Source organism: Aeromicrobium sp. (assembly GCF_047607065.1).
Classification (GTDB): Bacteria; Actinomycetota; Actinomycetes; order Propionibacteriales; family Nocardioidaceae; genus Aeromicrobium.
The window spans coordinates 15,029-36,631 of record NZ_JASGDU010000057.1 but is presented as its reverse complement, the minus strand read 5'-3'; the positions used below and the strand labels follow the sequence as shown (position 1 = coordinate 36,631).

General features: G+C 69.9%; 19 protein-coding genes and 1 riboswitch. Of the genes, 14 read left to right on the top strand and 5 right to left on the bottom strand.

The annotated features are described in order from the left end of the window. Positions 1–30: 30 nt before the first annotated feature. Positions 31–789 (bottom strand): MBL fold metallo-hydrolase, encoded by a 759-nt coding sequence (locus QM597_RS09375; protein ID WP_415004617.1) that lies wholly within the window; start codon positions 787–789, stop codon positions 31–33. An 11-nt stretch (positions 790–800) separates the two neighbouring features. Further along, positions 801–1,211 (bottom strand): NUDIX hydrolase, encoded by a 411-nt coding sequence (locus QM597_RS09370; protein ID WP_415004616.1) that lies wholly within the window; start codon positions 1,209–1,211, stop codon positions 801–803. A gap of 33 nt (positions 1,212–1,244) precedes the next feature. On the opposite strand from QM597_RS09370, the gene purT reads away from it, so the two are divergent. From purT to QM597_RS09340, 6 genes are all read left to right on the top strand, one after another. After that, positions 1,245–2,450 carry a formate-dependent phosphoribosylglycinamide formyltransferase gene (gene purT, locus QM597_RS09365; RefSeq protein ID WP_415004615.1) on the top strand — a complete coding sequence of 402 codons (1,206 nt, stop codon included), beginning with the start codon at positions 1,245–1,247 and terminating at the stop codon, positions 2,448–2,450. Between the two features lie 87 nt (positions 2,451–2,537). Continuing rightward, entirely contained in the window at positions 2,538–3,257 is a 720-nt protein-coding gene (locus QM597_RS09360; RefSeq protein WP_415004614.1) for a histidine phosphatase family protein, read from the top strand. Positions 3,258–3,411: 154 nt separating this feature from the next. Then, positions 3,412–3,972: a DUF3090 domain-containing protein gene (locus tag QM597_RS09355; protein WP_415004613.1), complete on the top strand. Its 561-nt coding sequence runs from the start codon at positions 3,412–3,414 to the stop codon at positions 3,970–3,972. Continuing rightward, positions 3,969–4,742 (top strand): SCO1664 family protein, encoded by a 774-nt coding sequence (locus QM597_RS09350; protein WP_415004612.1) that lies wholly within the window; start codon positions 3,969–3,971, stop codon positions 4,740–4,742. The genes QM597_RS09355 and QM597_RS09350 overlap by 4 nt, the downstream gene beginning before the upstream one ends. 251 nt (positions 4,743–4,993) lie before the next feature. Beyond that, positions 4,994–7,609, top strand: coding sequence for an ABC transporter ATP-binding protein/permease (locus QM597_RS09345; RefSeq protein ID WP_415004611.1), 2,616 nt, complete (start codon positions 4,994–4,996; stop codon positions 7,607–7,609). Continuing rightward, positions 7,606–9,333, top strand: coding sequence for an ABC transporter ATP-binding protein (locus QM597_RS09340; RefSeq protein WP_415004610.1), 1,728 nt, complete (start codon positions 7,606–7,608; stop codon positions 9,331–9,333). The genes QM597_RS09345 and QM597_RS09340 overlap by 4 nt, the downstream gene beginning before the upstream one ends. A gap of 142 nt (positions 9,334–9,475) precedes the next feature. Here the strand turns inward: QM597_RS09340 and QM597_RS09335 are convergent, their stop codons facing one another. Continuing rightward, complete coding sequence (locus QM597_RS09335; protein ID WP_415004609.1) at positions 9,476–9,859, bottom strand: class I SAM-dependent methyltransferase; 384 nt, start codon at positions 9,857–9,859, stop codon at positions 9,476–9,478. 125 nt (positions 9,860–9,984) lie between these two features. Here QM597_RS09335 and QM597_RS09330 point away from each other — a divergent pair, with 125 nt between their 5' ends. The 3 genes from QM597_RS09330 (at position 9,985) to QM597_RS09320 (ending at position 12,646) form a co-directional block, all read left to right on the top strand. After that, entirely contained in the window at positions 9,985–10,137 is a 153-nt protein-coding gene (locus QM597_RS09330; RefSeq protein ID WP_415004608.1) for a zinc transporter permease, read from the top strand. A 28-nt stretch (positions 10,138–10,165) separates the two neighbouring features. After that, on the top strand, positions 10,166–10,501 hold the full coding sequence (locus QM597_RS09325) for an ArsR/SmtB family transcription factor (protein ID WP_415004607.1): 336 nt from the start codon (positions 10,166–10,168) through the stop codon (positions 10,499–10,501). Between the two features lie 192 nt (positions 10,502–10,693). Continuing rightward, positions 10,694–12,646, top strand: a complete 1,953-nt coding sequence (locus tag QM597_RS09320) for an AAA family ATPase (protein WP_415004606.1) — start codon at positions 10,694–10,696, stop codon at positions 12,644–12,646. Positions 12,647–12,829: 183 nt separating this feature from the next. Here the strand turns inward: QM597_RS09320 and QM597_RS09315 are convergent, their stop codons facing one another. Further along, entirely contained in the window at positions 12,830–13,444 is a 615-nt protein-coding gene (locus QM597_RS09315) for a histidine phosphatase family protein (protein WP_415004605.1), read from the bottom strand. Continuing rightward, positions 13,444–13,575, top strand: a riboswitch (cobalamin riboswitch). It overlaps the preceding gene by 1 nt. A 35-nt stretch (positions 13,576–13,610) precedes the next feature. Here QM597_RS09315 and QM597_RS09310 point away from each other — a divergent pair. The 5 genes from QM597_RS09310 to QM597_RS09290 are packed head-to-tail and all read left to right on the top strand — an operon-like array spanning position 13,611 to position 20,680. Then, positions 13,611–17,231: a cobaltochelatase subunit CobN gene (locus QM597_RS09310; protein WP_415004604.1), complete on the top strand. Its 3,621-nt coding sequence runs from the start codon at positions 13,611–13,613 to the stop codon at positions 17,229–17,231. Beyond that, positions 17,228–17,962 carry a precorrin-6A synthase (deacetylating) gene (gene cobF, locus QM597_RS09305; protein WP_415004603.1) on the top strand — a complete coding sequence of 245 codons (735 nt, stop codon included), beginning with the start codon at positions 17,228–17,230 and terminating at the stop codon, positions 17,960–17,962. Before QM597_RS09310 ends, cobF begins: the two co-directional genes overlap by 4 nt. After that, positions 17,959–19,437 carry a cobyric acid synthase gene (locus tag QM597_RS09300; protein ID WP_415004602.1) on the top strand — a complete coding sequence of 493 codons (1,479 nt, stop codon included), beginning with the start codon at positions 17,959–17,961 and terminating at the stop codon, positions 19,435–19,437. The genes cobF and QM597_RS09300 overlap by 4 nt, the downstream gene beginning before the upstream one ends. Continuing rightward, complete coding sequence (locus QM597_RS09295) at positions 19,434–20,171, top strand: cobalt-precorrin-6A reductase (RefSeq protein ID WP_415004601.1); 738 nt, start codon at positions 19,434–19,436, stop codon at positions 20,169–20,171. Before QM597_RS09300 ends, QM597_RS09295 begins: the two co-directional genes overlap by 4 nt. After that, positions 20,156–20,680, top strand: a complete 525-nt coding sequence (locus tag QM597_RS09290; RefSeq protein WP_415004600.1) for a bifunctional adenosylcobinamide kinase/adenosylcobinamide-phosphate guanylyltransferase — start codon at positions 20,156–20,158, stop codon at positions 20,678–20,680. The genes QM597_RS09295 and QM597_RS09290 overlap by 16 nt, the downstream gene beginning before the upstream one ends. A gap of 135 nt (positions 20,681–20,815) precedes the next feature. Here the strand turns inward: QM597_RS09290 and QM597_RS09285 are convergent, their stop codons facing one another. Further along, positions 20,816–21,601 carry a CbtA family protein gene (locus tag QM597_RS09285; RefSeq protein ID WP_415004599.1) on the bottom strand — a complete coding sequence of 262 codons (786 nt, stop codon included), beginning with the start codon at positions 21,599–21,601 and terminating at the stop codon, positions 20,816–20,818. Between the last annotated feature and the right edge of the window lie 2 nt (positions 21,602–21,603).

The window sequence follows — 21,603 nt, the reverse complement described above, 5'->3', positions numbered from 1 at the left end:
GTCAGCCGCCCGGACGTATCCCTCACGCGCTCAGCGCAGCCGTCGCGGGGCGGTACGGCGAGCATGCTCGACGGCCGTGGCCATCTCACCCCGCCAGGGGGTGCCGTGCCCGGGCACGAGGACGTCGGCCTCGACCCCGGCGAGTACGTCGAGCGCCGCATCGGCCCGGCCGGGATCGAGGGTGAAAAAATCCGGAAGCAGCTGCGGCCCGGTGATCGCCGAGATCGGGTGGCCGGTGACCAGCGCATCGCCGGTGACCACCACCCCGGCTGAATCCAGCACATAGACCGAGCTGCCCGAGGTGTGACCGGCCACGTGCAGGGGCTGCGGGCGGCCCGGCAGGTCGAGCGCGCCGGAGTCCGGGTAGGCACGGGCGTGCGGTACGACCGGATGTCCGGTGGCACCGGCACGGGTGATCGCCAGCGACCAGCGCAGCACCGACGGGCGCCAGGCACGCCGGGCGACATCGGCCGGCGTGGCGCTCTCGTGCGTCTGGCCGAGCGCGTTGGGCAACTCGTCTGGGTGCATGAGCGCCGCGATGCCGTAGCGCTCGTGGAGCCGTCCGAGCGCGCCGATGTGGTCGACGTGGGCATGGGTGACGAGCACCGCGCGGATGTCCTCGACGCGATGCCCGAGCGAACGCACTGAGGCCTCCAGCGCGTCGGTGTCGCCGGGGTATCCGGCGTCGATGAGCGTCAGGTCGCGGCCTTCGCGCACGAGGATCCAGTTCACTGCAGTCCCCTGGACGCAGAACACGTCCCGCGTGACCTGATACAGCGTGGTGGTCATGGGTCCTCCCGTCAGCCGGCCTGACCGGCGAGCAGCGGCAGCAGGTGGTCGGCGGCCAGCGGTGCCAGGGGCAGCGGGCCGGGCGAGGCCGGATCGACCCAGACCGACTCGACGATCTCCGCAGCGATGCGGTGCTCGGCGGTCGGCACGTCGATCCGGTAGCAGTGCGCGATCAGCGCGTGCCCCGGCTCGTTGGCCGCCTGGGTGTGGATCGTGCCCAACAGCATCATGGCGTCTTCGGGCACCCGCAGCCCGATCTCTTCGTGCAGTTCACGCGCGAGGGCCTCGGTTCGGCGCTCGCCGGCCTCCGGCTTGCCGCCGGGGTTCATCAGGTAGCTGGTCCCACGTTTGCGCACCAGCAGGGTGCGGCCGGCCGGCTCGACCACGAGCGCGGCGACGACCTCGATGCGCGGCTGACTCACACCGTCACCGTATCCGGGTCGTTCCCTGTCATCATGGGCCGCGTGAGAATCGGCACGCCCTTGAGTCCGTCGTCCGCCCGCGTTCTGCTGCTCGGTGCCGGCGAACTCGGCAAGGAGGTGGTCATCGCGCTGCAGCGGTTCGGTGTCGAGACCATCGCGGTCGACCGGTACGCCGATGCTCCGGCCATGCAGGTCGCCCATCGCGGCCGCGTTATCGACATGACCGACCCGGCGGCGGTGCGCGCCGTGGTCGAGGCCGAGCGCCCCGATCTCGTGGTGCCGGAAATCGAGGCCATCGCGACCGACGCGCTGCTCGGGATCGAGGCCGACGGCCTGGCCACGGTGATCCCCACAGCGCGGGCGACCTCGCTGACGATGAACCGCGAGGGCATCCGCCGGCTGGCGGCCGAGGAGCTAGGGCTGGCGACGTCGCCGTATCGCTTCGCCGGGTCGGCGGAAGAACTTGCTGCGGGTGCCGCAGAGGTGGGCTTCCCGTGCGTCGTCAAGCCGGTCATATCGTCGTCGGGCAAAGGGCAGAGCCTGGTGCACTCGGCCGAAGAGGTGGCTGCGGCCTGGGAGTACGCGGCGACCGGCAGCCGGGTCGATGCCGGGCGAGTGATCGTCGAGGGCTTCGTCGACTTCGACTACGAGATCACCCAGCTGACGGTGCGCGCGGTTGGGGCCTCCGGCGAGGTCGAGACGTTCTTCTGCGAGCCGATCGGCCACCGGCAGGTCGACGGCGACTACGTCGAGTCGTGGCAGCCGCAGGCGATGAGCGAGGCGGCGTTGACCGGTGCCCGGGAGGCGGCCGAACGGATTACGTCGGCCCTGGGCGGCTGCGGCGTCTTCGGCGTGGAGCTGTTCGTGCGCGGCGACAAGGTGATCTTCTCGGAGGTCAGCCCGCGCCCCCATGACACCGGACTCGTGACCCTCGCCACGCAGCGGCAGAGCGAGTTCGAGCTGCACGCGCGGGCGATCCTCGGGCTGCCGGTCGACACCTCGCAGCGCCGGCCCGGTGCCTCGGCGGTCATCTACGGCGGCACCCCGGCGGTCGGCATCGCCTTCGAGGGCGTTGCTGCGGCGCTGGCCGTGCCGGAGAGCGACCTGCGCCTGTTCGGCAAGCCGGAGAGCTTCGCCCGGCGACGCATGGGTGTCGCGGTGGCCGGCGGCGACACGACCGACGAGGCCCGCGTCCGCGCCGCCGAGGCCGCCTCGCGTATCCGGCCGGTCGAGGCCTGAGCCGCTCGGCACAATCTGAGGGATCGCGGTGGCCGGACGACCACGATCCCCTCAGCCTCCGTCGGAGCGACGGCCTACCCTCGGGGCATGGCCACCGTGATCCTCGTCCGCCACGGCCGGACTACCGCCAACGCCAGCGGACTCCTCCCCGGGCGCTCCCCTGGCGTCCACCTCGACGACACCGGCCGGAGCCAGGCCGTCGCCCTGTCCGAGCGGATCTCGCCGCTGCCTCTCGCGGCCCTGGTGACGAGTCCGCTGGAACGCTGCCGTGAGACCGCCGATGCCGTCCTGGAACGGCAGCGGGCCGACCTGCCGGTGATCGTGGACGACGCGATCACCGAATGCGACTACGGCCAGTGGCAGGGCCGCCCCCTGAGCGAACTCCTCGCCGAGGATTTGTGGAAGACCGTGCAGCGCCAGCCGTCGGCGGTGGCCTTTCCCGGCGGTGAGTCGATGCCGGCGATGCAGGCGCGCGCCGTCGCCGCGATCCGCTCGCGTGACGCCGCGATCACCGCCGAGCACGGTCCGGAGGCGGTCTGGGTGGCGGTCAGTCATGGCGACATCATCAAGTCGGTGCTCGCCGACGCCTATGGTCTGCACCTGGACCTGTTCCAGCGCATCCACGTCGATCCGGCCTCGGCGACCATCATCCGCTATGGGCGAAGCCAGCCGCGCATCCTCGGAACCAACACTCATGCCGGCGACCTGGCCTGGCTCGCTCGCACGCCCCAGAGCGCCGACGCCCCGGTCGGCGGCGGTTCCGGTCCGGCCGAGGCGGCAGGATCCTGGCAAAGCGCTGGTAAATAGGCTCATGCCGCTCATTGAGGCGCGGAGCGAGGAACGAGCGGAGCCGGGTCCTGAGGTGCCGCGAGGAACGAGCGGCCTCGAAGGGCGCACCTCAATGACCGAGTTCCGCCTATCCGCGCACGTTCTCAATCGGCAGGCTCCTAGTCTGGGCGACATGGCGACGACGGTGTACGACTTCGACTGGCCCGACCGGTTCGTCGTCGGCACCGTGGGCGTGCCGGGCCGCCGGACCTTCTTCCTTCAGGTACGTGCCGGACGCGACCTGCTCAGCGTCTCGCTGGAGAAACAGCAGGCGGCGGCGCTGGCCGAGCGGATCGACGAGGTGCTCGACTCGCTGATGGCCGAGAACGGCAACCGGTACAGCATCCCCGTGGGGACTCCCGGCGAACTCGACGACGCCGACCCCTTGGACGAGCCGGTCGACGACCTGTTCCGCGCCGGCACGATGAGCCTGGGCTGGGACCCGGCCACCGCGCAGATCGTCATCGAGGCCTACGCCATCGTCGAGATCGACGCCGAGGAGTTCACCGGCTCCTTGGACGACATCGACGTGACCCCCGAGGCTGTGTTGCGCGTGCGGCTCCCCGTGGGCGGCGCCCGTGCCTTCGCTAAGCGTGCCCGGGACATGGTCGCGGCCGGGCGGCCTGCGTGTTCGCGCTGCGGCGAGCCGATGGCCGGTGATCACGGCTGCGAGCGTCCCGAAACCTTCCGATGAGCGGCCCGCCCGCGAGCGGCGACCTGCACCTGACCGCGCGCATCCGCTCCGCGTCGAACGCCACCCTCGCGGGCCGTATCGGTAACGGCGAGGACGCGGTCGAGGTGGTTTACAAGCCCGTGTCCGGGGAGCGGCCGCTGTGGGATTTTCCCGACGGAACGCTCGCCGGCCGGGAGGTCGCCGCGTATCTCGTCTCGGAGGCGACCAGCTGGGACCTCGTCCCGCCGACCTGGCTGCGCGACGGCCCGGCCGGCCCGGGCATGGTGCAGGTGTGGTGCGAGCCGGACCCGGACCAGGAGGCGGTGACCGTGGTGCCGGGCGGGGCCGTGCCCGACGGCTGGCATCACGTGTTCGACGGGCTGGATGCGGCCGACCGGGTGGTCAGTCTCGTCCATGAGGAGTCGGCGGCGCTGTGCCGGATCGCGGTGTTCGACCTGGTGGTCAACAATGCCGACCGCAAGGGCGGTCACGTGTTGGAGATGCCGGGCGGGCATCGCTACGGCATCGACCACGGCCTGACGTTCCACGTCGATCCCAAACTGCGCACCGTGCTGTGGGGGTGGGTCGGCAAGCCGTTGTCGGCAGAGGAGGTCGCGGGGGCGGCACGGGTGCGCGATGCGCTCGACGGCCCGCTGGCCGGCCGGCTCGAGGCTCTGCTCACTGCCGCAGAGATCGCCGCGCTGGCCGAGCGCTGTGACCGGCTGCTGGCCGATCCGGTCTTCCCCGCGCCCCTCGGCCACCTCCCCGCCGTCCCCTGGCCCCCGTTCTGAACGTCCGCAGGTAGCTCGAGCCGGGTCCTGAGGTGTGAGGCCGCCTGCGGCCGAGCCTCGAAGGGCGAAGACCGCGGCGGGCGGGTTATTTCGAGGTGTGCTGCGCTCGCGTCTCAATGACCCGGTTCGTCGACTCCTGCGAGCACCAACTGAGACATCTGTCATAGTTAGCGCCCAGTCAAGGCCGGAGGACTATAGTGAGGCTGGCCTTAGCCAGACGAGGCCTCCGGAACGACAGCGAGGAGACCTGAGTGAGTCGCGGTTTCAACGGCGCGCTGATGCGAGCCTCCGGCGTCGGCGAGTGGACCTTCGAGGTTCTCGCCATCGACGACCTGACCCCGCACTACCGCCGCATGCGCGTCCGGGTGCCCGGATTCTTCGCCGCGCTCGGATCGACCGACCAGCAGATCGACCTCGGCCCCGGCTCCTTCGTGCGCCTGTGGGTGCCCGACGCCACCGACCCCGACCGCGAGCACCAGCGCGGCTACACCATCGTCGACCCGGACCCCGAAACCGAGGAGATGACGCTGGAGTTCGTGCTGCACGAACCGGCCGGACCGGCCTCGGCGTGGGCGCAGGCCGCCGAAGTCGGCTCCACCGTGCAGGGCACCCGCTTCGGCATCCAGTCCTTCAGCCCGCCGACCCCGAAGCCCGCCGGCTACCTGCTCATCGGCGACCCGGCCTCCCTGCCTGCGATCCGCGCCATCGCCGCGAGCCTGCCGCACGACGCGCCCGTCGAGATCATCCTCGAACAATCCCACGACGAGGACCTCACCCTCCCGGTCACCGACCGCGCCGACATCCGGGTGACCTGGGTGCCCCGCACCCCCGACTCCCAGGCCCTGCGCAACGCGCTCGTCACCACCCGCACCGGAGCCGACGCCACGCCCGTTGCCGTCGCCGGCTGGCCCGGCTGGTACGCCTGGGTCGCCGGCGAGAAGACCGCCGTCCGAGCCGTGCGCACCCACCTCAAGGAGCTGGGCTTCCCCAGTTCGGCGATGAAAGCCGCGACCTATTGGGCGCTCGGCAAGCAGATGGGCAAGAGCCGCGGCGAGGATCAACCGGCACCGGCTACCTCCCCGGAACAGCCCGCGATCATCCCCGTCGAGGCGACCGCCGCCCGCGCCGGCTGGGCCGCCGCGGCACGCCGCGAACTGATGTCCCCGCTGCGCTCGACCCTGCGCGTCGCCGCGGCGATCCAGGTCATCGTCAGCCTGCTGACCCTCGCCCCGTACGTCGTGCTCGTCGAACTGTGCCGCCGCATGCTCGACGGCCGCGACGACATCGCCGGCCTCGCCTGGTGGGCGCTCGGACTCATGGGCACCGGCAGCACGCTGGCGCTGCTGCTGATCGTCTGGCTGCACGTGGTCGACGCCCGCTTCGGCCACAGCGTCCGGCGACGCATGGTCGATCACCTCGGCCGGCTCCCGCTCGGCTGGTTCGACGCCCGTAACTCCGGCCAGGTCCGCACGGCCGTCCAAGACGACGCCGCCGGCATGCACTACTACGTCACCCACGCTGTCCTCGACATCGTGGCCGCCATCGTCACCCCGCTGACGGTGCTCGTCTACCTGTTCGTCGTCCACGCCGGCCTCGCGGCGGTCCTGCTGATCCCGCTGATCGTCTACTACGTGATCGGCCTGCGCATGTTCGCGATGGCAGGCGACGGCCGCGAGACCTTCGAGCGGCACCGCGACGAGATCGCCCAGGAGACCATCGCCTTCCTCGACGGCGCGGAGGTCGCGCGGGTCTACGACCTCGGCCCCGACGGACGGCTGCACCGCTCGCTCGACGACCGGGCCACCTTCCTGCACAACTGGCAGGGGCCGCTGGTCGGCATCAAGACGACCCTCGACCTCGTGACCCGGCCGACGACCTCGCTGCTGCTCATCATGGGCGTCGGCGGCTCCTTCGTGGCCCTGGGGTGGATGTCCCCGCACGATCTGGTCGCCTTCCTCCTGGTCGGCGTCACCTTCGGTGCCCAGCTCCTCGCGGTCGCCTACGGCGCGGCGGCGCTCAAGGAGAGCATGGACGCCGCCGGACGCATCGGCCTGGTGCTCGCCGAGCCGGAACTGGACGAATCCCCCGCCGGGGCAGCCGGCGCCCCCGCGACGGCCGACACCACGGTCTGCTTCGAGAACGTCACCTTCGGCTACCGGCCGGGGCATCCGGTCGTCCGCGACATCAACCTGACCCTCGAACCGGGCACGGTCACGGCGCTCGTGGGCCGCAGCGGTGCGGGCAAGTCGACCCTGGCGACGCTTCTGGCCCGCTTCCAGGACGTCGACTCCGGCCGAGTCACCATCGGCGGGACCGACGTGCGAGCGCTGCCGCAGCCGGAGTTGTACGCGCGAGTGGGGTTCGTCTTCCAGCATCCGACGGCGCTGCGCGCGAGCGTCCACGACAACATCGCCCTCGGCCGGCCCGAGGCCACGCGCGCCGAGGTCGAACAGGCCGCCCGCGCGGCCCAGTTGCACGAGCGCATCGCCCGCGAGCCGCGCGGCTATGACGCGATCCTCGGCGAGGAGACCTGGCTGTCCGGCGGCGAGTTGCAACGCCTCGCCATCGCGCGGACCCTGCTGACCGACCCGCCCGTGCTCGTGCTCGACGAGGCCACCGCATCGGCCGACCCCGAATCCGAAGGCGCCATCCAGCAGGCCATCGCCAGCCTCACCGGCGGGCGCACCGTGCTGGTCATCGCCCACCGCCTCAACACGATCACCGACGTCGACCGCATCATCGTGCTCGACGAGGGCCGCATCGTCGCCGACGGCACGCACGCCGACCTCACCTCTCGCCCCGGCCCCTACGCCGACCTGTGGCAGGCCTTCAGCGCCGCCACCGCCACCTCGGAGGTCACGGCATGATCAACGCCATTCTCGCTTTCGTCGACGACCCGGCCCTGCGCCGCAACTTCCTCATCTCGCGGGCCGCGAGCGCCATCGTCCGTGCGGCGGTCGTCATGCTGCTGTTCCCGACCGCGACGGCGTTCTTCGGGCCTGACCCGGCCGACGGCTTCGGCTGGCTGGCGGCCCTCGCAGCCTCGGTCCTGGCGAGTTGGTGGGTTGACCAGCGCTTCGCCCGCGACAGTTTCGCGGTCGGCTTCCACCTGCGCGGGACGGTCGAGGAGTACGTGCTCGCCCGCCTGGAGGCCGCCCCGCTGACCCACATCACGCCTGCGGTCTCGAACGCCGCGCAGCGCGCCATGTCGAACGCCGGCTACGAGCTGTGCTCGGCGTTCGTCTACGTGCTGGCACCGGTCAGCGCGGGCCTGTGGTCCACGGTCCTCATCGGCTTCGGGCTGCTGTTCATCAACCCGTGGCTGGCGCTCGCGGCCCTCGTCGCCGCCGGACTGCTGGCGCTGTCTGTCGCAGTCTCCGGGCGCCTGGTCCGGCACGCCGACGACGCCTTCGGCGTCGCATCGGAGGACGTCGGCGAGCAGATCGTCGCCTTCGCCCAGGCCCAGCGCGTGCTGCGCGCCAGCCGTCAGGCCACGGGCAGCGACACCGCACTGGCTCGCGCCCTCGACACCTTCCGCAGCGCCTCGCTGAGGCTGGTCGTGGCGACCGTTCCGGGCACGATCCTGTTCTCGGTCGTCTCCCAGCTGGCTCTGGCCGGCGTGGCGGTCGTGGCCGTCGTCCTGGCCGACCGCGGCGACCTGAGCAGCGCCGAGGTGGTGGCCCTGGTCGTGGTGGCCCTGAGATTCCTGGAACCGTTCTTCACGATCACCGATCTCGCGCCGGCCGTGGAATCGGCCCGAGGCGGCCTCGAACGTGTCGAGCGGGTGCTGGACCTGCCGGCGCTGCCGCCGACCGAGGAGAGTCCGGCCGCCGGCGATGCCGTCCTTCAGTTGGAGAACGTGACCTTCGCCTACCCGCAGGGTCCGGACGTCCTGACCGGCATCGACCTGTCGGTCGCGCGCGGACGCACGCTGGCCATCGTCGGCCCGTCCGGATCGGGTAAGAGCACCGTGCTGGCGCTGGCGGCGAGGTTCGCCGACCCCCGCACCGGGACGGTGCGCATCGACGGACGCGACGTGCGCGAGGTGCCGCTGCCGGCGCTCATGGAGCGCGTGTCCGCAGTCTTCCAGCAGGTGTACCTGGTTGACGACACTCTCCGTGAGAACCTGCGCATGGCCCGCCGCGACGCGACCGATGCCGAAATCGCCGAGGCGGCGACGTCCGCGCAGCTCGACGAGGTTGTCGCGCGCCTGCCGCACGGCTGGAAAACCCGGATCGGCGAGGGCGGGCGACTGCTCTCCGGCGGCGAACGCCAGCGGGTCAGCGTTGCGCGGGCGCTGCTGAAGCGGGCACCGCTGCTGCTGCTCGACGAGGCGACCAGCGCGGTCGACGCGCAGACCGAGACCGCCCTGGTCGCGGCCCTCGGCCAGGGCGCGGCCGACCGGGCGACTGTCGTGGTCGCGCACCGGTTGTCGACCATCGCCGGTGCCGACGAGATCTGCTTCCTCGAGGCGGGGCGCATCGTGGAACGGGGCACCTTCGCCGAGCTGCAGGCCGCCGGCGGCCGGTTCGCCGACTACTGGCGTCAGCGCGAGGCTGCCGCGTCGTGGCGTCTCACCGCCCACCGCTGAGCGCAACTACTCCCGGAGTCCGAGAAGGCTGTCGCCCTGATCGCCCGCGCCATCACCACCGCCTGAGGCAAGCGGCCCAATAGGTCCGCTGGCTGAGGTGCGTAGGCCGCAAGTGGTCGAGCCTCAAAGGCTGCGGAATTTCTTACCCGACCTCGCTGCCCGGTTCGGCGAGGACGACGCCGCCGGCTTTCAGGATGCGCTCGATCTCCGAGCGGACCGGTGCCTCGGCGGGATTGACACCGCAGCAGACCACTGCGGCACACCGGCCATCCTGCCACGGCAACGCCTCCGCAGCACCCGCTCGCCAGTCGACGACCAGGCCGGCCGCCTCGGTTGCGGCCTGTCCGCGCTCGACCGCCTCCGGGTCGAGGCAGCACACACCGACCGCCCACGCCTGCCGCGACAAGGCTGCGGCGACGGCCGACAGATCAGCACCGCCGGCGCAGATCAGCACCGCTCGGCGCCCGTGTCCGTCGCCGAGCGATACCGCGATCCGGTCCGCGAACACGTCTGGCAGTCGCTCCACGGGAAAACGATATCGAGAGCCATTCCTAGAAAATCGCGCGGGTCGAACCCCCGCGCGACGGGTCGGCAAGATATAAAGACATGCTAATGTATTTATATCTTGCCGACCGACTCGAAGGAGCACCCATGACCACCGCCACGCACGACGTCCACACCGAGCATCCCCACCAGCACGGCCCCGACTGCGGCCACGAGGCCGTCTCGCACGGCGACCACGTAGACTACGTGCACGGCGATCACCGGCACGCGGCACACGGTGACCACTACGACGAGCACTGACGCCGAGCCGAGGCGTCACAATGGGGCGGTGACCTCCTCCGCCGAGCAGCCGCCCGCCCCCTCCGCCGCGCGCGGGGTGATCGACCGCCAGTACGGGCCGGTGAGCGAGGTCTTCGGCGCGCTCGCCTCACCCCTGCGTGCTGCGATCATCCACCGGCTCACCGTGCGCGACCACACCGTCGCCGAACTCGTCAACCTGCTCGGCGCGACGCAACCGCTCATCTCGCAACACCTCGGGCGGCTGCGTCACGCTGGGTTGGTCGACGGCGAGCGCCAGGGCCGGCAGATCCTCTATCGCATCGCCGACGACCACGTCGCCCACATCTTCCTCGACGCCTACCAACACAGCGCCGAACGCGAGTAAGAAGTTGCGCGGATAGACGGAATCCGTTCCTTGAGGTGCGAGCGCAGCACACCTCGAAGGGCGAGTCTCGATGACCGGGCACCCTACCGCCTGGTCCGACGGACTTGCCGGTGGCGCGGCGTTTGGCCGCGATCTGAGGGGTCCGAACGCCTAAACTGACCTCGGTTCCGCCGCCCCGAGGGAAGAGTCATCATGCAGTTGACCGAGTTTCGTGTCACCAACTTCCGAAACATCGTCGACAGCGGTCCCATCGCCGTCGACGAGTTGGTCACCTGCCTGGTGGGCATGAACGAGTCCGGCAAGACCAGCCTCCTGCAAGCCCTGCACCGGCTGAACCCGGTCGACGGCATGACCTTCGACCTCCAGCGCGACTACCCGCGGTGGAAGCTCGTCGCCGACCGGCGCGCCGGCAACCTGGAGAGCACCGTGGCCATCGAGGCCGTCTTCGGTCTCGATGACGACGACCAGGCCGTGATCGCCGGTGCCCTGGGCGAGGGCACGCTGCGATCCGACACCGTCACGGTCACCCGCAAGTACGACGGCGAAGCGCTGTGGACCCTCGACAAGGACAAGCGCGCCGCCATCACCAACGTCCTGGTCAAGGCCGACGTCCGGGCCGAGACGGCACATCACTTCGATGCCGTCGGCGACCTCGACGGCATCGAGCCGGTGTGCTCCCGGCTGGCCGCCGGTGCCGACGCCGAACTGGGCGAGGAGATCGAGCGCATCCGCGAGGTTCTGGCAGAGTTGCCCGGAACGACCACCGGGCGCGCGCAGATCTCGCTCCTACGCCCCCGCTTGCCCCGGTTCTTCTACTTCGCCGACTACGCCCTGCTGCAGGGACGCATCGACATCGAGGAGTTGGCGGCGACCTCCGAGGAGACCGGTTCCTCCCCCCAGCAGACCGCCCGGGCGCTGCTGGCGCTCGCCGGTACCACCCCCGAGGCGCTCACCGCCGACGACTACGAGGAGCGGCGGGCCGAGTTGGAGGCCGTCGGGCACGACCTGACACGGCAGGTGTTCGCCTACTGGCAGCAGAACCCCGACCTGCGGGTGCAGTTCGACATCGACCGGCGTCTGGCGACGCCCACCGGCAGCCACGGCGCCGAGACCGTCGAGACCTATGTCGACATCCGTGTGGAGGACCCGCGCCACGCATTCACCACGAACTTCGACCAGCGCTCGTCGGGCTTTCGCTGGTTCTTTTCCTTCCTGGCGGCCTTCACCGAGTTCGAGACGCGCCACGACAACATCGTGGTGCTCCTCGACGAGCCGGGCCTGCGACTGCACGGGCGCGCGCAGGGCGACTTCCTACGCTTCATCAACGACCGCCTCTCGCACGCGGTGCAGGTCATCTACACGACCCATTCGCCGTTCATGGTCGAGACCGACCGGCTGCATCGCGTCCGCATCGTCGAAGACGGCGGCCCGGAGGTCGGGGCCGTCGCCGCGCGCGACGTGCTGACGGCGCAGGCCGGCAGCGTCGCCCCGGTGCGCGCCGCCCTCGGATACGACGCGGTCCGGCACCTGTTCGAGTCGGCCACCAACCTGCTCGTGGAAGGCCCCTCCGACCTGGTTTACCTCGACGTCATCGGACGCCGGCTCGCCGACCTCGGGCACAGCGCGCTCGATCCGCGCTGGCGGGTGCTGCCCGCCGGCGGCGGCGCGGCCGGCATCGCGGCGTTCCTCAACCTCATGGGGCACGAGGCCGACGTCACCGTGGTCGTCGACTCCGGCACTGCCAGGATCGACCGACTGGAGGAGGCGCTGGCCACCGGCGGCCTGAGCCGAGAGCGCCTGATCCACGTCGCCGATCTGACCCGCCTGCCGACGGGCGACATCGAGGATCTGTTCTCCGTCGAGGACTACCTGCGCCTGTTCAACGAGGCCCACCGCATGAGTTACACGCCGCTGGTGCTCGGCCCCGGCGACCGTATCGTCGAGAGGCTGACTGCCGCGCACGGGCGTTTCGACCACTTCAAGCCCGCCCAGGTGCTGCTGCGCAACCCGCGCTTCGTCGACGAACTCTCCGAGACCACGCTCGACGGCTTCGCACGGCTCATCGACCGCATCAACGCCACGCTGCCCGCACCGGCGCGACTCCCCTGGGAGAGCACCGGGCGACGAGCCTCGACGAACAGGTAGCAGGTTCCGCAGATAGGCGGAATCCGGTCCCTGAGGTGCGAGGCCGCCTGCGGCCGAGCCTCGAAGGGACTCACACCGCAGCTCATTTCGAGGCTCCGCTCGTTCCTCGCTACGCTCCTCAATGAGCGGCACCGACCTTATGAATCAGCGGATCCCTAGCGGGCCGCAGGCGGCCTACGCACCTCAGGGAGCGGCTCGCTCGTTCCTCGACAACGGCGAGGTCGGTCCCAGCCAGGTGATCGTCTCGGTGATCCGGGCCACCGCCCCATTGGGCACATCGACCCAGTCGGACTCGTGCGGCTTGACGCCGCTCAGGTGCGCGACGGCCGCCCTGATCGAGTCCCCATGCGACACCAGAATGGTCACCTCGGAACCGTCGAGTTCTCCGAGCACCTCGGCCATCCGGTCGTAGACCTCCATGAGCGACTCCCCGCCAGCGACCGGGACAGCCGGATCGGTCCAGTCGATCTGTTCGGCGACGGCCCAGGTCTCCTCGTAACTACGCCCTTCGAGTTCACCCAGGTGCTGCTCGCGCAACCGGGGGTCCTGGGCGACCGGGGCGTCGAAACGAGCCGAGAGAATCTCGGCGCTCTCGACGGCGCGCGCGAGGTCGCTGGTGATGATGCGCGACACACCCGTCCCACGTCCCCGAAGGTCGCTGGCGATCAACTCGCCAGCCGCTACCGCCTGCCTTCTCCCGACCTCGGTGAGCCGGGGATGGCTCGCCTGCCCCTGCGTCAGGCGAAGGAGATTCCACTCCGACTGGCCGTGCCGAACGAGATACACCGGATGTCCCACGACAGGCATTGTCCCGTAGGCTCGGACAAGCCCGTGAGCCAGGAACCCGGTGAAAGTCCGGGGCGGTTCCGCCACTGTGAAGCCTCCTCGATCAGGCCAGCCAGACACTGCTCACGGCCTATCCGACCGAACAACGGGGCGAGAACCCCGGAGGAGGAACCCGGCAATGGCCGAGACGCCCGTGCGCATCGCGCTCCTGTCCACATCCGACACCGATCTACTGTCGGCCCGCTCCAGCGGCGCTGCCTATACCTGGGCGAACCCGAGCCGCGGCAGCGACGCCGACCTCGCTGCCGCCGTGTCCGGTGCCGATCTCGTCGTGGTGCGTCTCCTCGGCTCTCCCCACGATTTGTGGTCCGGAGTGGACGCCATCCGAAGCGCCGGGACGCCGCTGGTGATCCTGGGCGGTGAGCAACAACCCCATGCCGAACTGATGGAGTTGTCGACCGTGCCCATCGGTGTCGCCGCCGAGGCGCACCGATACCTGGCCGAGGGCGGGCCGGCCAATCTCGCCCAACTGCACGCCTTCCTCTCCGACACCGTCCTGCTCACCGGCGAGGGCTTCGCGCCTCCGGTCCAGATTCCGGCCTGGGGCTACTCCGCCCGCCCCGCTGCGCCCGATACCTCACTCCCCCAGGTGGGCATCCTCTACTACCGCGCGCACGAGGCCAGCGGGAACAACGCCTTCGCCCATGCCCTCGCCGATGCCATCGATGCCACCGGCCAGGCTGTCGGTGTTCCGATCTACACCGGGTCTCTCCGCTCGGCACCCGATGACCTCTACGACGCGCTAGGGACGCTCGACGCCCTCGTCGTCACGGTTCTCGCCGCCGGCGGCTCCGTCCCGGCTACTGCCAGCGCGGGCGGGGATGACGAGGCATGGGATGTCGAACGCATGGCTGCCCTCGACATCCCGGTGCTCCAGGGACTCAGCCTGACCAACAGCCGCGCCGATTGGGAGTCGTCAGACGAGGGTGTCAGCCCGCTCGACTATGCCAGTCAGATCGCCATTCCCGAGTTCGACGGCCGCATCACGACCGCACCGTTCTCGTTCAAGGAGATTGACGAGCAGGGCCTGCCGTCCTATGTGGCCGATCCCGAGCGGGCCGCTCGAGTGGCCAAGATCGCGGTTTCCCATGCCCGCCTGCGCCACATTTCCAACGAGGACAAGCGTCTGGCGCTCGTGCTGTCGGCCTACCCGACGAAGCACGCTCGCATCGGGAACGCGGTGGGCCTTGACACCCCGGTCTCCGCGATTCGGCTTCTCCGCCGGCTCCGGGAGGCGGGCTACGACCTGGGCACGGACAACCCGGTGCTTCCCCTCCTCGACCTCGACGACGACACCGCCGCCGGCGATGCCCTGATTCACGCACTCATCGCCGCAGGCGGCCAGGATGAGGAGTGGCTGACGTCGGCGCAACTCACCGATGCGCACGTACGCATCTCCAAGGCCGACTACGACGCCTGGACGGCGGACCTGCCCGGCGATCTGCGCGAGAGCATGGTCGGGGCGTGGGGCGAGTCGCCGGGCTCGCTCTTCGTCAACGACGACGGCGAGATGGTGCTCGCCACCTTGCAGGCAGGCAACGTGGTCATCTTGATCCAGCCGCCGCGCGGATTCGGCGAGAACCCGGTCGCGATCTACCACGACCCCGACCTGCCGCCGTCCCACCACTACATCGGTGCCTACCGCTGGCTGGGAGCCGCTCGGTCCGAGGGAGGCTTCGGGGCCGACGCGGTCGTCCACCTGGGCAAGCACGGCTCGATGGAGTGGCTTCCGGGAAAGACCGCCGCCCTCTCGGCCTCCTGCGGGCCGGATGCCGCCATCGCCGACTTGCCACTGATCTATCCGTTCCTGGTCAACGACCCCGGCGAGGGTGCCCAGGCTAAACGCCGCGCGCATGCCACCATCGTCGATCACCTCGTGCCACCGATGGCCCGCGCGGAGTCCTACGGCGACATCGCACGCCTGGAAGGACTCCTGGAGGAGTACGACAAGATCGCGGCGATGGACCCGGCCAAGCTGCCTGCCATCCGTGGCGAGATCTGGCAGCTCATGCACGCCGCTCAGTTGCATCGCGATCTGGGCCTCGAAGAGCGCCCGGAGGACGAGGAGTTCGACGACTTCCTGCTGCACGTCGACGGCTGGCTGTGCGAGATCAAGGATGCGCAGATCCGTGACGGTCTACACATCCTCGGCGCTGCCCCCACGGGTGAGGCGCGGGTGAATCTCGTGCTGTCGATCCTGCGGGCGGCGCAGGTATGGGGTGGAGTCGGTAACGCGGTTCCCGGCCTGCGCGCATCCCTCGGCCTCACCGGCGGCGCGGACCTCAAGGCGACCGACGAGATCGAGACCCAGGCCAGGGAACTGGTCGAACGCCTGGAGGCATCCGACTGGGATATCTCCGCGATCCCGGACCTGCACGACTCGCCCGAGGTCCGGCAGGTGCTCACCTTCGCCGCCGAGCAGGTCGTGCCGCGCCTGGCCCGCACCACCGACGAACTCGACGCGGTGTTGCATGCTTTGGACGGGGGTTTCGTTCCGGCCGGCCCGTCCGGCTCGCCGCTGCGCGGCCTGGTGAACGTGCTGCCGACCGGACGCAACTTCTACACGGTCGATCCTCGCGCGGTGCCGTCACGACTGGCCTGGCAGACCGGGCAGGCGATGGCCGACTCGCTGATTCAGAAGTACCTCGACGAGACCGGGGACTACCCGACCTCGGTCGGGCTGTCGGTGTGGGGCACGAGCGCGATGCGCACCAGCGGCGACGACGTCGCCGAGGTCCTCGCGCTCCTGGGCGTGCGCCCTGAATGGGATGAGCAGTCACGCAGGGTCAGCACGCTGAAGGTGATCCCCCTCGACGAACTCGGGCGCCCGCGCATCGACGTCACGGTGCGCATCTCCGGTTTCTTCCGAGACGCCTTCCCGCACGTGGTCGCCATGCTCGATGACGCCGTGAAGATGGTGGCCGAACTCGACGAGCCGAGCGAGAACAACTACGTGCGGGCCAACTATCAGGCCGATCTGGCCGAACACGGCGACGCGCGACGCGCTCGCACTCGCATCTTCGGCTCCAAGCCCGGCTCTTACGGGGCGGGCATCCTTCAAGTGATCGAATCGGGGACTTGGCGAGACGACAACGATCTCGCCGAGGTCTACACCGCGTGGGGAGGTTTCGCCTACGGACGCGACCTCGACGGCGCTCCGGCCGCCGACGACATGCGGGCCAACTACCGGCGCATCAAGGTCGCGGCGAAGAACGTGGACTCGGCTGAGCACGACATCGCCGACTCCGACGACTACTTCCAGTATCACGGCGGCATGGTGGCCACCGTCCGTGCGCTGACCGGCACCGACCCGAAGGCGTACGTCGGCGACTCGACCTCGCCCGATGCCGTCCGCACACGCACCCTGACCGAGGAGACGGCGCGGGTCTTCCGCGCTCGGGTGGTGAACCCGCGCTGGATCGCTGCCATGCAAAAGCACGGCTACAAGGGCGCCTTCGAGCTGGCCGCCACCGTCGACTACCTCTACGGCTTCGATGCCACTGCGGGCGTGGTCCACGATTGGATGTACGAGAAGCTCGCGCAGGAGTACGTCCTGGACGAGGTCAACCAGCAGTTCTTGCGCTCCTCGAACCCGTGGGCGTTGCGCGGCATCGTCGAACGGTTGCACGAGGCGGCCGAACGCGGCCTGTGGGCCGAACCCGACAGCGAAGTCCTCGCGGCATTGCAGCAGGTCTATCTCGATGTCGAGGGCGACCTGGAGGACGGCATCGAAGCGTGAAGATTCGCGTCCTCGGCATCGGTATGGGGCCACAGCACGTCACGCCTGAAGTCGCGGACGCGCTCCGGTCGAGCGACTATGTCATTGCGGCCGAGAAGGCCGGCAGCGACGGGCTTCTGGCCGTGCGACGGGAGATTGCCGCCACCCACGGCATCGAGATGATCGCGGTGCCGGACCCGGAACGCGACCGCGACAACCCGGCGGACTACGGAAAGGTCGTGACCGACTGGCATACGGCCAGAGTCGCCGCCTACGAGACCGTACTGCGCGACCGTGGCGGCACGGCGGCGTTCTTAGTCTGGGGCGACCCCGCCCTCTACGACTCCACGATCCGCATCGTCGAACAACTCGCTGCACGCCTGTCAGCGGAGTTTGACGTGTTCCCCGGCATCAGCGCGCCGCACATGCTGGCCGCACGCCACCGGATCGTGTTGCACCCGGTTGGCGATCCGGTCCACATCACCACGGCCCGCCGCCTTCGAGAGGACATTGCTGCGGGACAGAGGAACCTGTGCGTCATGCTCACCGGTAACCTCGATCTCACCGGACTCGACGACTGGTCGATCTGGTGGGGAGCCAATCTCGGGACCGCCTCGGAGCGGCTGGTCGCCGGACAGGTCGGCGACGTGTGGCCCGAACTGCGCCGCGCCCGCGCCCAGGCCAAGGCCGAAGCCGGGTGGGTGATGGACGTCTATCTGCTGAGAGCGCCTGCCGCCCGGAGTGAGCGATGAGCGGCCTGCTCATCGCCGGCACCACCTCCGACGCCGGCAAGAGCGTCGTGACGACAGGGCTATGCCGTGCTCTAGCGCGCCGTGGCATACCGGTCGCGCCCTACAAGGCACAGAACATGTCCAATAACTCGATGGTGTGCGCCGGGGCGGACGGGAGCACCGCGGAGATCGGCCGCGCTCAGTGGGTGCAGGCGCTCGCCGCGCGAGTCACCCCCGAGCCGGCGATGAACCCGGTGCTGCTCAAGCCGGGAGGTGACCGGCGCAGCCATGTCATGCTCATGGGCCAGCCCGGCGGTGAGGTCTCGTCCTCGGACTGGGAGCACGGTCGGCGGCATCTCGCTGTGGCCGCGCACGCGGCCTACGACGATCTTGCCGCCCGCTTCGAGGTCATCGTCGCCGAGGGGGCCGGCAGCCCCGCCGAGATCAACTTGCGCTCCGGCGATTACGTGAACATGGGCCTGGCCAGACATGCCGGACTCCCCACCGTGGTTGTCGGCGACATCGACCGTGGCGGTGTTTTCGCGGCGATGTACGGCACGGTGGCGCTGCTCGATGCGTCCGATCAGGCGCTCGTCGCCGGCTTCGTCGTCAACAAGTTCCGGGGCGACGCCGCATTGCTGGCCCCCGGGATCGAGTCGTTGGAGCAACTCACCGGCCGACGGGTCTTCGGCACCCTTCCCTGGGACCCGCACCTGTGGCTCGACTCCGAAGATGCCCTCGACCTTGAAGGCCGGCGTGCCGCGTCGGCGACGGGTCACAAGGTAGCCGTCGTCCGGCTCCCTCGGATCAGCAACTTCACCGACGTCGACGCGCTCGGTGTGGAGTCCAGTCTGGATGTCGTCTTCGCTGCTAACCCCCGTGACCTCGCCGACGCCGATCTGATCGTGCTCCCCGGGACCCGCTCGACTATCTCCGACCTCGCATGGCTCCGCTCACGCGGCCTGGACACCGCCATCGTGGCCCATGCCGCCAGCGGTCGTCCCGTGCTCGGTATCTGCGGCGGCTTCCAGATGCTCGGACGCCTGATCTGCGACCCGCTCGGCATCGAAGGCAGCCCCGGTGCCGAAGTTCGGGGCCTCGGTCTGCTCGACATCCGCACCGACTTCCTGACTGACAAGCGTCTCGACCTTCCCACCGGCGAAGCCCTCGGGGTACCTGCCTGCGGCTACGAGATCCACCACGGTCGTATCACACTCGGCGCAGATGAGCCGTTCCTCGGCGGCGCACGGCACGGCAACGTCTTCGGGACCATGTGGCACGGCAGCCTGGAGGGCGACGCCCTGCGCCGGGCGTTCCTCGCCGAGACTCTGGGACTCGCGGCGTCGTCGGTCTCGTTCGAGGCGGCTCGGGAGCGACGGCTCGACCTGCTGGGCGACCTCGTCGAGGCTCACCTCGACGTCGATGCCTTGCTCACCTTGGCCCGTGAGGGCGCACCGTCCGGCCTGCCTGTCGTTCCGCCGGGAGGCACGTTATGAGGCTGCTGCTGCTCGGCGGAACCAGCGAGGCCCGCGACCTTGCCGCACATCTCGTCGCGGGCCGGGTCGACGTGACGAGTTCGCTCGCGGGGCGCGTCGCCGAGCCGCGCCTTCCCGTCGGCAAGGTCCGTATCGGCGGGTTCGGAGGGGTGACCGGCCTGCGTTCTGCGTTGGCCGGCTATGACGCCGTCGTGGATGCCACGCATCCCTTCGCGCTGGGCATGAGCGCCAACGCCGTGGCGGCATGCGCCGCCACGGGGGTGCCGCTGCTCCGGCTGGAACGGCCCGGCTGGGAGCCGGACGAGACCTGGCACTACGCCGACTCGCATGAGGAAGCAGCGGCCCTCGCCGGCCGACTCGGGAACCGGCCGTTCCTGACCGTCGGGCGGCAAGAACTCGCCCGATTCCTTCCGTCCCTCCGGCGTCACGCTGTGCTCGCCCGGGTCGTCCAGGCTCCCGAACTGGCCATGCCCGAGACGTGGGAGTTGGTCACCAGCCGGGGTCCCTACACCCTTGCCGGCGAGACACTCCTGATGCGAGAACACCGAAGCGACGTGCTCGTCACCAAGGATTCAGGCGGCACGTACACCTGGCCGAAGATGGAAGCGGCAGCATCGCTGGACGTCCCGGTCGTCGTGATCCGGCGTCCTGCGGCACCGGACGCCGTCCGGGTCGTGAACACGGTCGAGGCGGCCCTCGGCTGGGTCAAGGAGCAGTCATGCGCATTCTCGTGACCGGCGGGGTCCGCTCGGGCAAGTCGCGCCACGCCGAATCCCTCCTGCCGGCAGATCGAGCGGTCACCTACGTCGCGCCCGGCCCGGCCGTCGAAGACGAGTCCGATCCTGAGTGGACCGCGCGGATCGAGGCGCACCGGTCCCGGCGGCCGGCTTCCTGGACCACGCTGGAGACCCATGATCTGCCGCGCGCTCTGGCGGTGCCCGCACCGGTCATCGTCGACTGTCTCGGTACCTGGCTGACGGCCGTGCTGGACGAAAACGCGCTGTGGGACTCCCCCGGCAGCGAGACGGTCTCCGTGATCGGCAGGCTGCTCGACGACGTGACCGAGGCGCTCTCGGCCCGCGACGACGTTGTGTGGGTGACGAATGAAGTGGGACTGGGCGTGGTGCCGAGCCACCGCTCCGGACGCCTGTTTCGCGACCTTCTCGGCTCAGTCAATCAGCAGATAGCAGCGGCCTGCGACGAGGTCCATCTGGTCGTCGCAGGCCGCGTGCTCGTGCTCTGAATCCTCAGGATCCGCTGATGTAGAGATTCCGCAGATAGGAGGATCCGGTCCCTGAGGTGCGAGCTTGCGAGCCTCGAAGGGATCTATCAAGGCGGGCGTCACCCTTCGAGGCTCGGCCGCGAGCGGCCTCGCACCTCAGAGGGCGGCCGCCAACTGCCGACGCTCGGCCTCGGTCGTCTCGGCGGCATAGAGACGCCCGATGAGGCCGGTCAGCACCACACCGATGACCCCCCACAGGGTCGCAATGGTGAACAGCGAGGCCCGACGGAAGAACCACAGCGTGTCGGCCGGGAAGTCACCGACCTCATTGACCGTCTCGAAGATCTGCGCGGCGACCCCGACCACCAGCAGGTAACCCGCGATACCGGCGACCACACCGACATAGGTGCCGAACCGCTCGCGGAGTTTGAGCGCACCGTAACTCGCGGCAACCGCAGCGATGACCGAGACCAGGACGAAGCCGAAGTAGAGGGCCGTCCGCGCACCGATGGTCTCGCCGCTGCCGACCGCAGGCGGCGTGGCCGGGTACTTCAGGAAGGGCACCAGCGCGAACGAGACGAAGCCGATCACGGTGACCAACGCCGTCGACTGGCCCGGAAGCAGGCGGCCGATGCGTCCTAGCGTCGCGGCGGCGATGAGCGCGATGAGACCGCCTAGGGCAAGGCCGACGGTGACCGTGCCGGTCAGCAGGCCCCAGGTCGCCTGGTTGGTGCGGGAGACCTCGGTGCCCGCCTCCTCGTCCGCATGTGAATGAGTGTGTCCGTCTTCGGCCACGGTGTCCTCGGCGGCAGCGCCGGCCTCCTCCAGGGCGATGGCCGTGTCGACATGCGGCTCCCCGACCGTGTAACCGACGAAGAAGGCGGCCAGGCCCGCGAGAAGGCCCGCGATCAGGCCACGAATGAGAAATGCTCGTGCATTCATGT

Excerpts from the sequence above, each read along its gene's own strand:
- QM597_RS09375 (WP_415004617.1), bottom strand. The coding sequence starts at position 789 with ATGACCACCACGCTGTATCAGGTCACGCGGGACGTGTTCTGCGTCCAG.
- purT (WP_415004615.1), top strand. The coding sequence starts at position 1,245 with ATGGGCCGCGTGAGAATCGGCACGCCCTTGAGTCCGTCGTCCGCCCGC.
- QM597_RS09360 (WP_415004614.1), top strand. The coding sequence starts at position 2,538 with ATGGCCACCGTGATCCTCGTCCGCCACGGCCGGACTACCGCCAACGCC.
- QM597_RS09355 (WP_415004613.1), top strand. The coding sequence starts at position 3,412 with ATGGCGACGACGGTGTACGACTTCGACTGGCCCGACCGGTTCGTCGTC.
- QM597_RS09350 (WP_415004612.1), top strand. The coding sequence starts at position 3,969 with ATGAGCGGCCCGCCCGCGAGCGGCGACCTGCACCTGACCGCGCGCATC.
- QM597_RS09340 (WP_415004610.1), top strand. The coding sequence starts at position 7,606 with ATGATCAACGCCATTCTCGCTTTCGTCGACGACCCGGCCCTGCGCCGC.
- QM597_RS09330 (WP_415004608.1), top strand. The coding sequence starts at position 9,985 with ATGACCACCGCCACGCACGACGTCCACACCGAGCATCCCCACCAGCAC.
- QM597_RS09320 (WP_415004606.1), top strand. The coding sequence starts at position 10,694 with ATGCAGTTGACCGAGTTTCGTGTCACCAACTTCCGAAACATCGTCGAC.
- QM597_RS09310 (WP_415004604.1), top strand. The coding sequence starts at position 13,611 with ATGGCCGAGACGCCCGTGCGCATCGCGCTCCTGTCCACATCCGACACC.
- QM597_RS09300 (WP_415004602.1), top strand. The coding sequence starts at position 17,959 with ATGAGCGGCCTGCTCATCGCCGGCACCACCTCCGACGCCGGCAAGAGC.
- QM597_RS09295 (WP_415004601.1), top strand. The coding sequence starts at position 19,434 with ATGAGGCTGCTGCTGCTCGGCGGAACCAGCGAGGCCCGCGACCTTGCC.
- QM597_RS09290 (WP_415004600.1), top strand. The coding sequence starts at position 20,156 with ATGCGCATTCTCGTGACCGGCGGGGTCCGCTCGGGCAAGTCGCGCCAC.
- QM597_RS09285 (WP_415004599.1), bottom strand. The coding sequence starts at position 21,601 with ATGAATGCACGAGCATTTCTCATTCGTGGCCTGATCGCGGGCCTTCTC.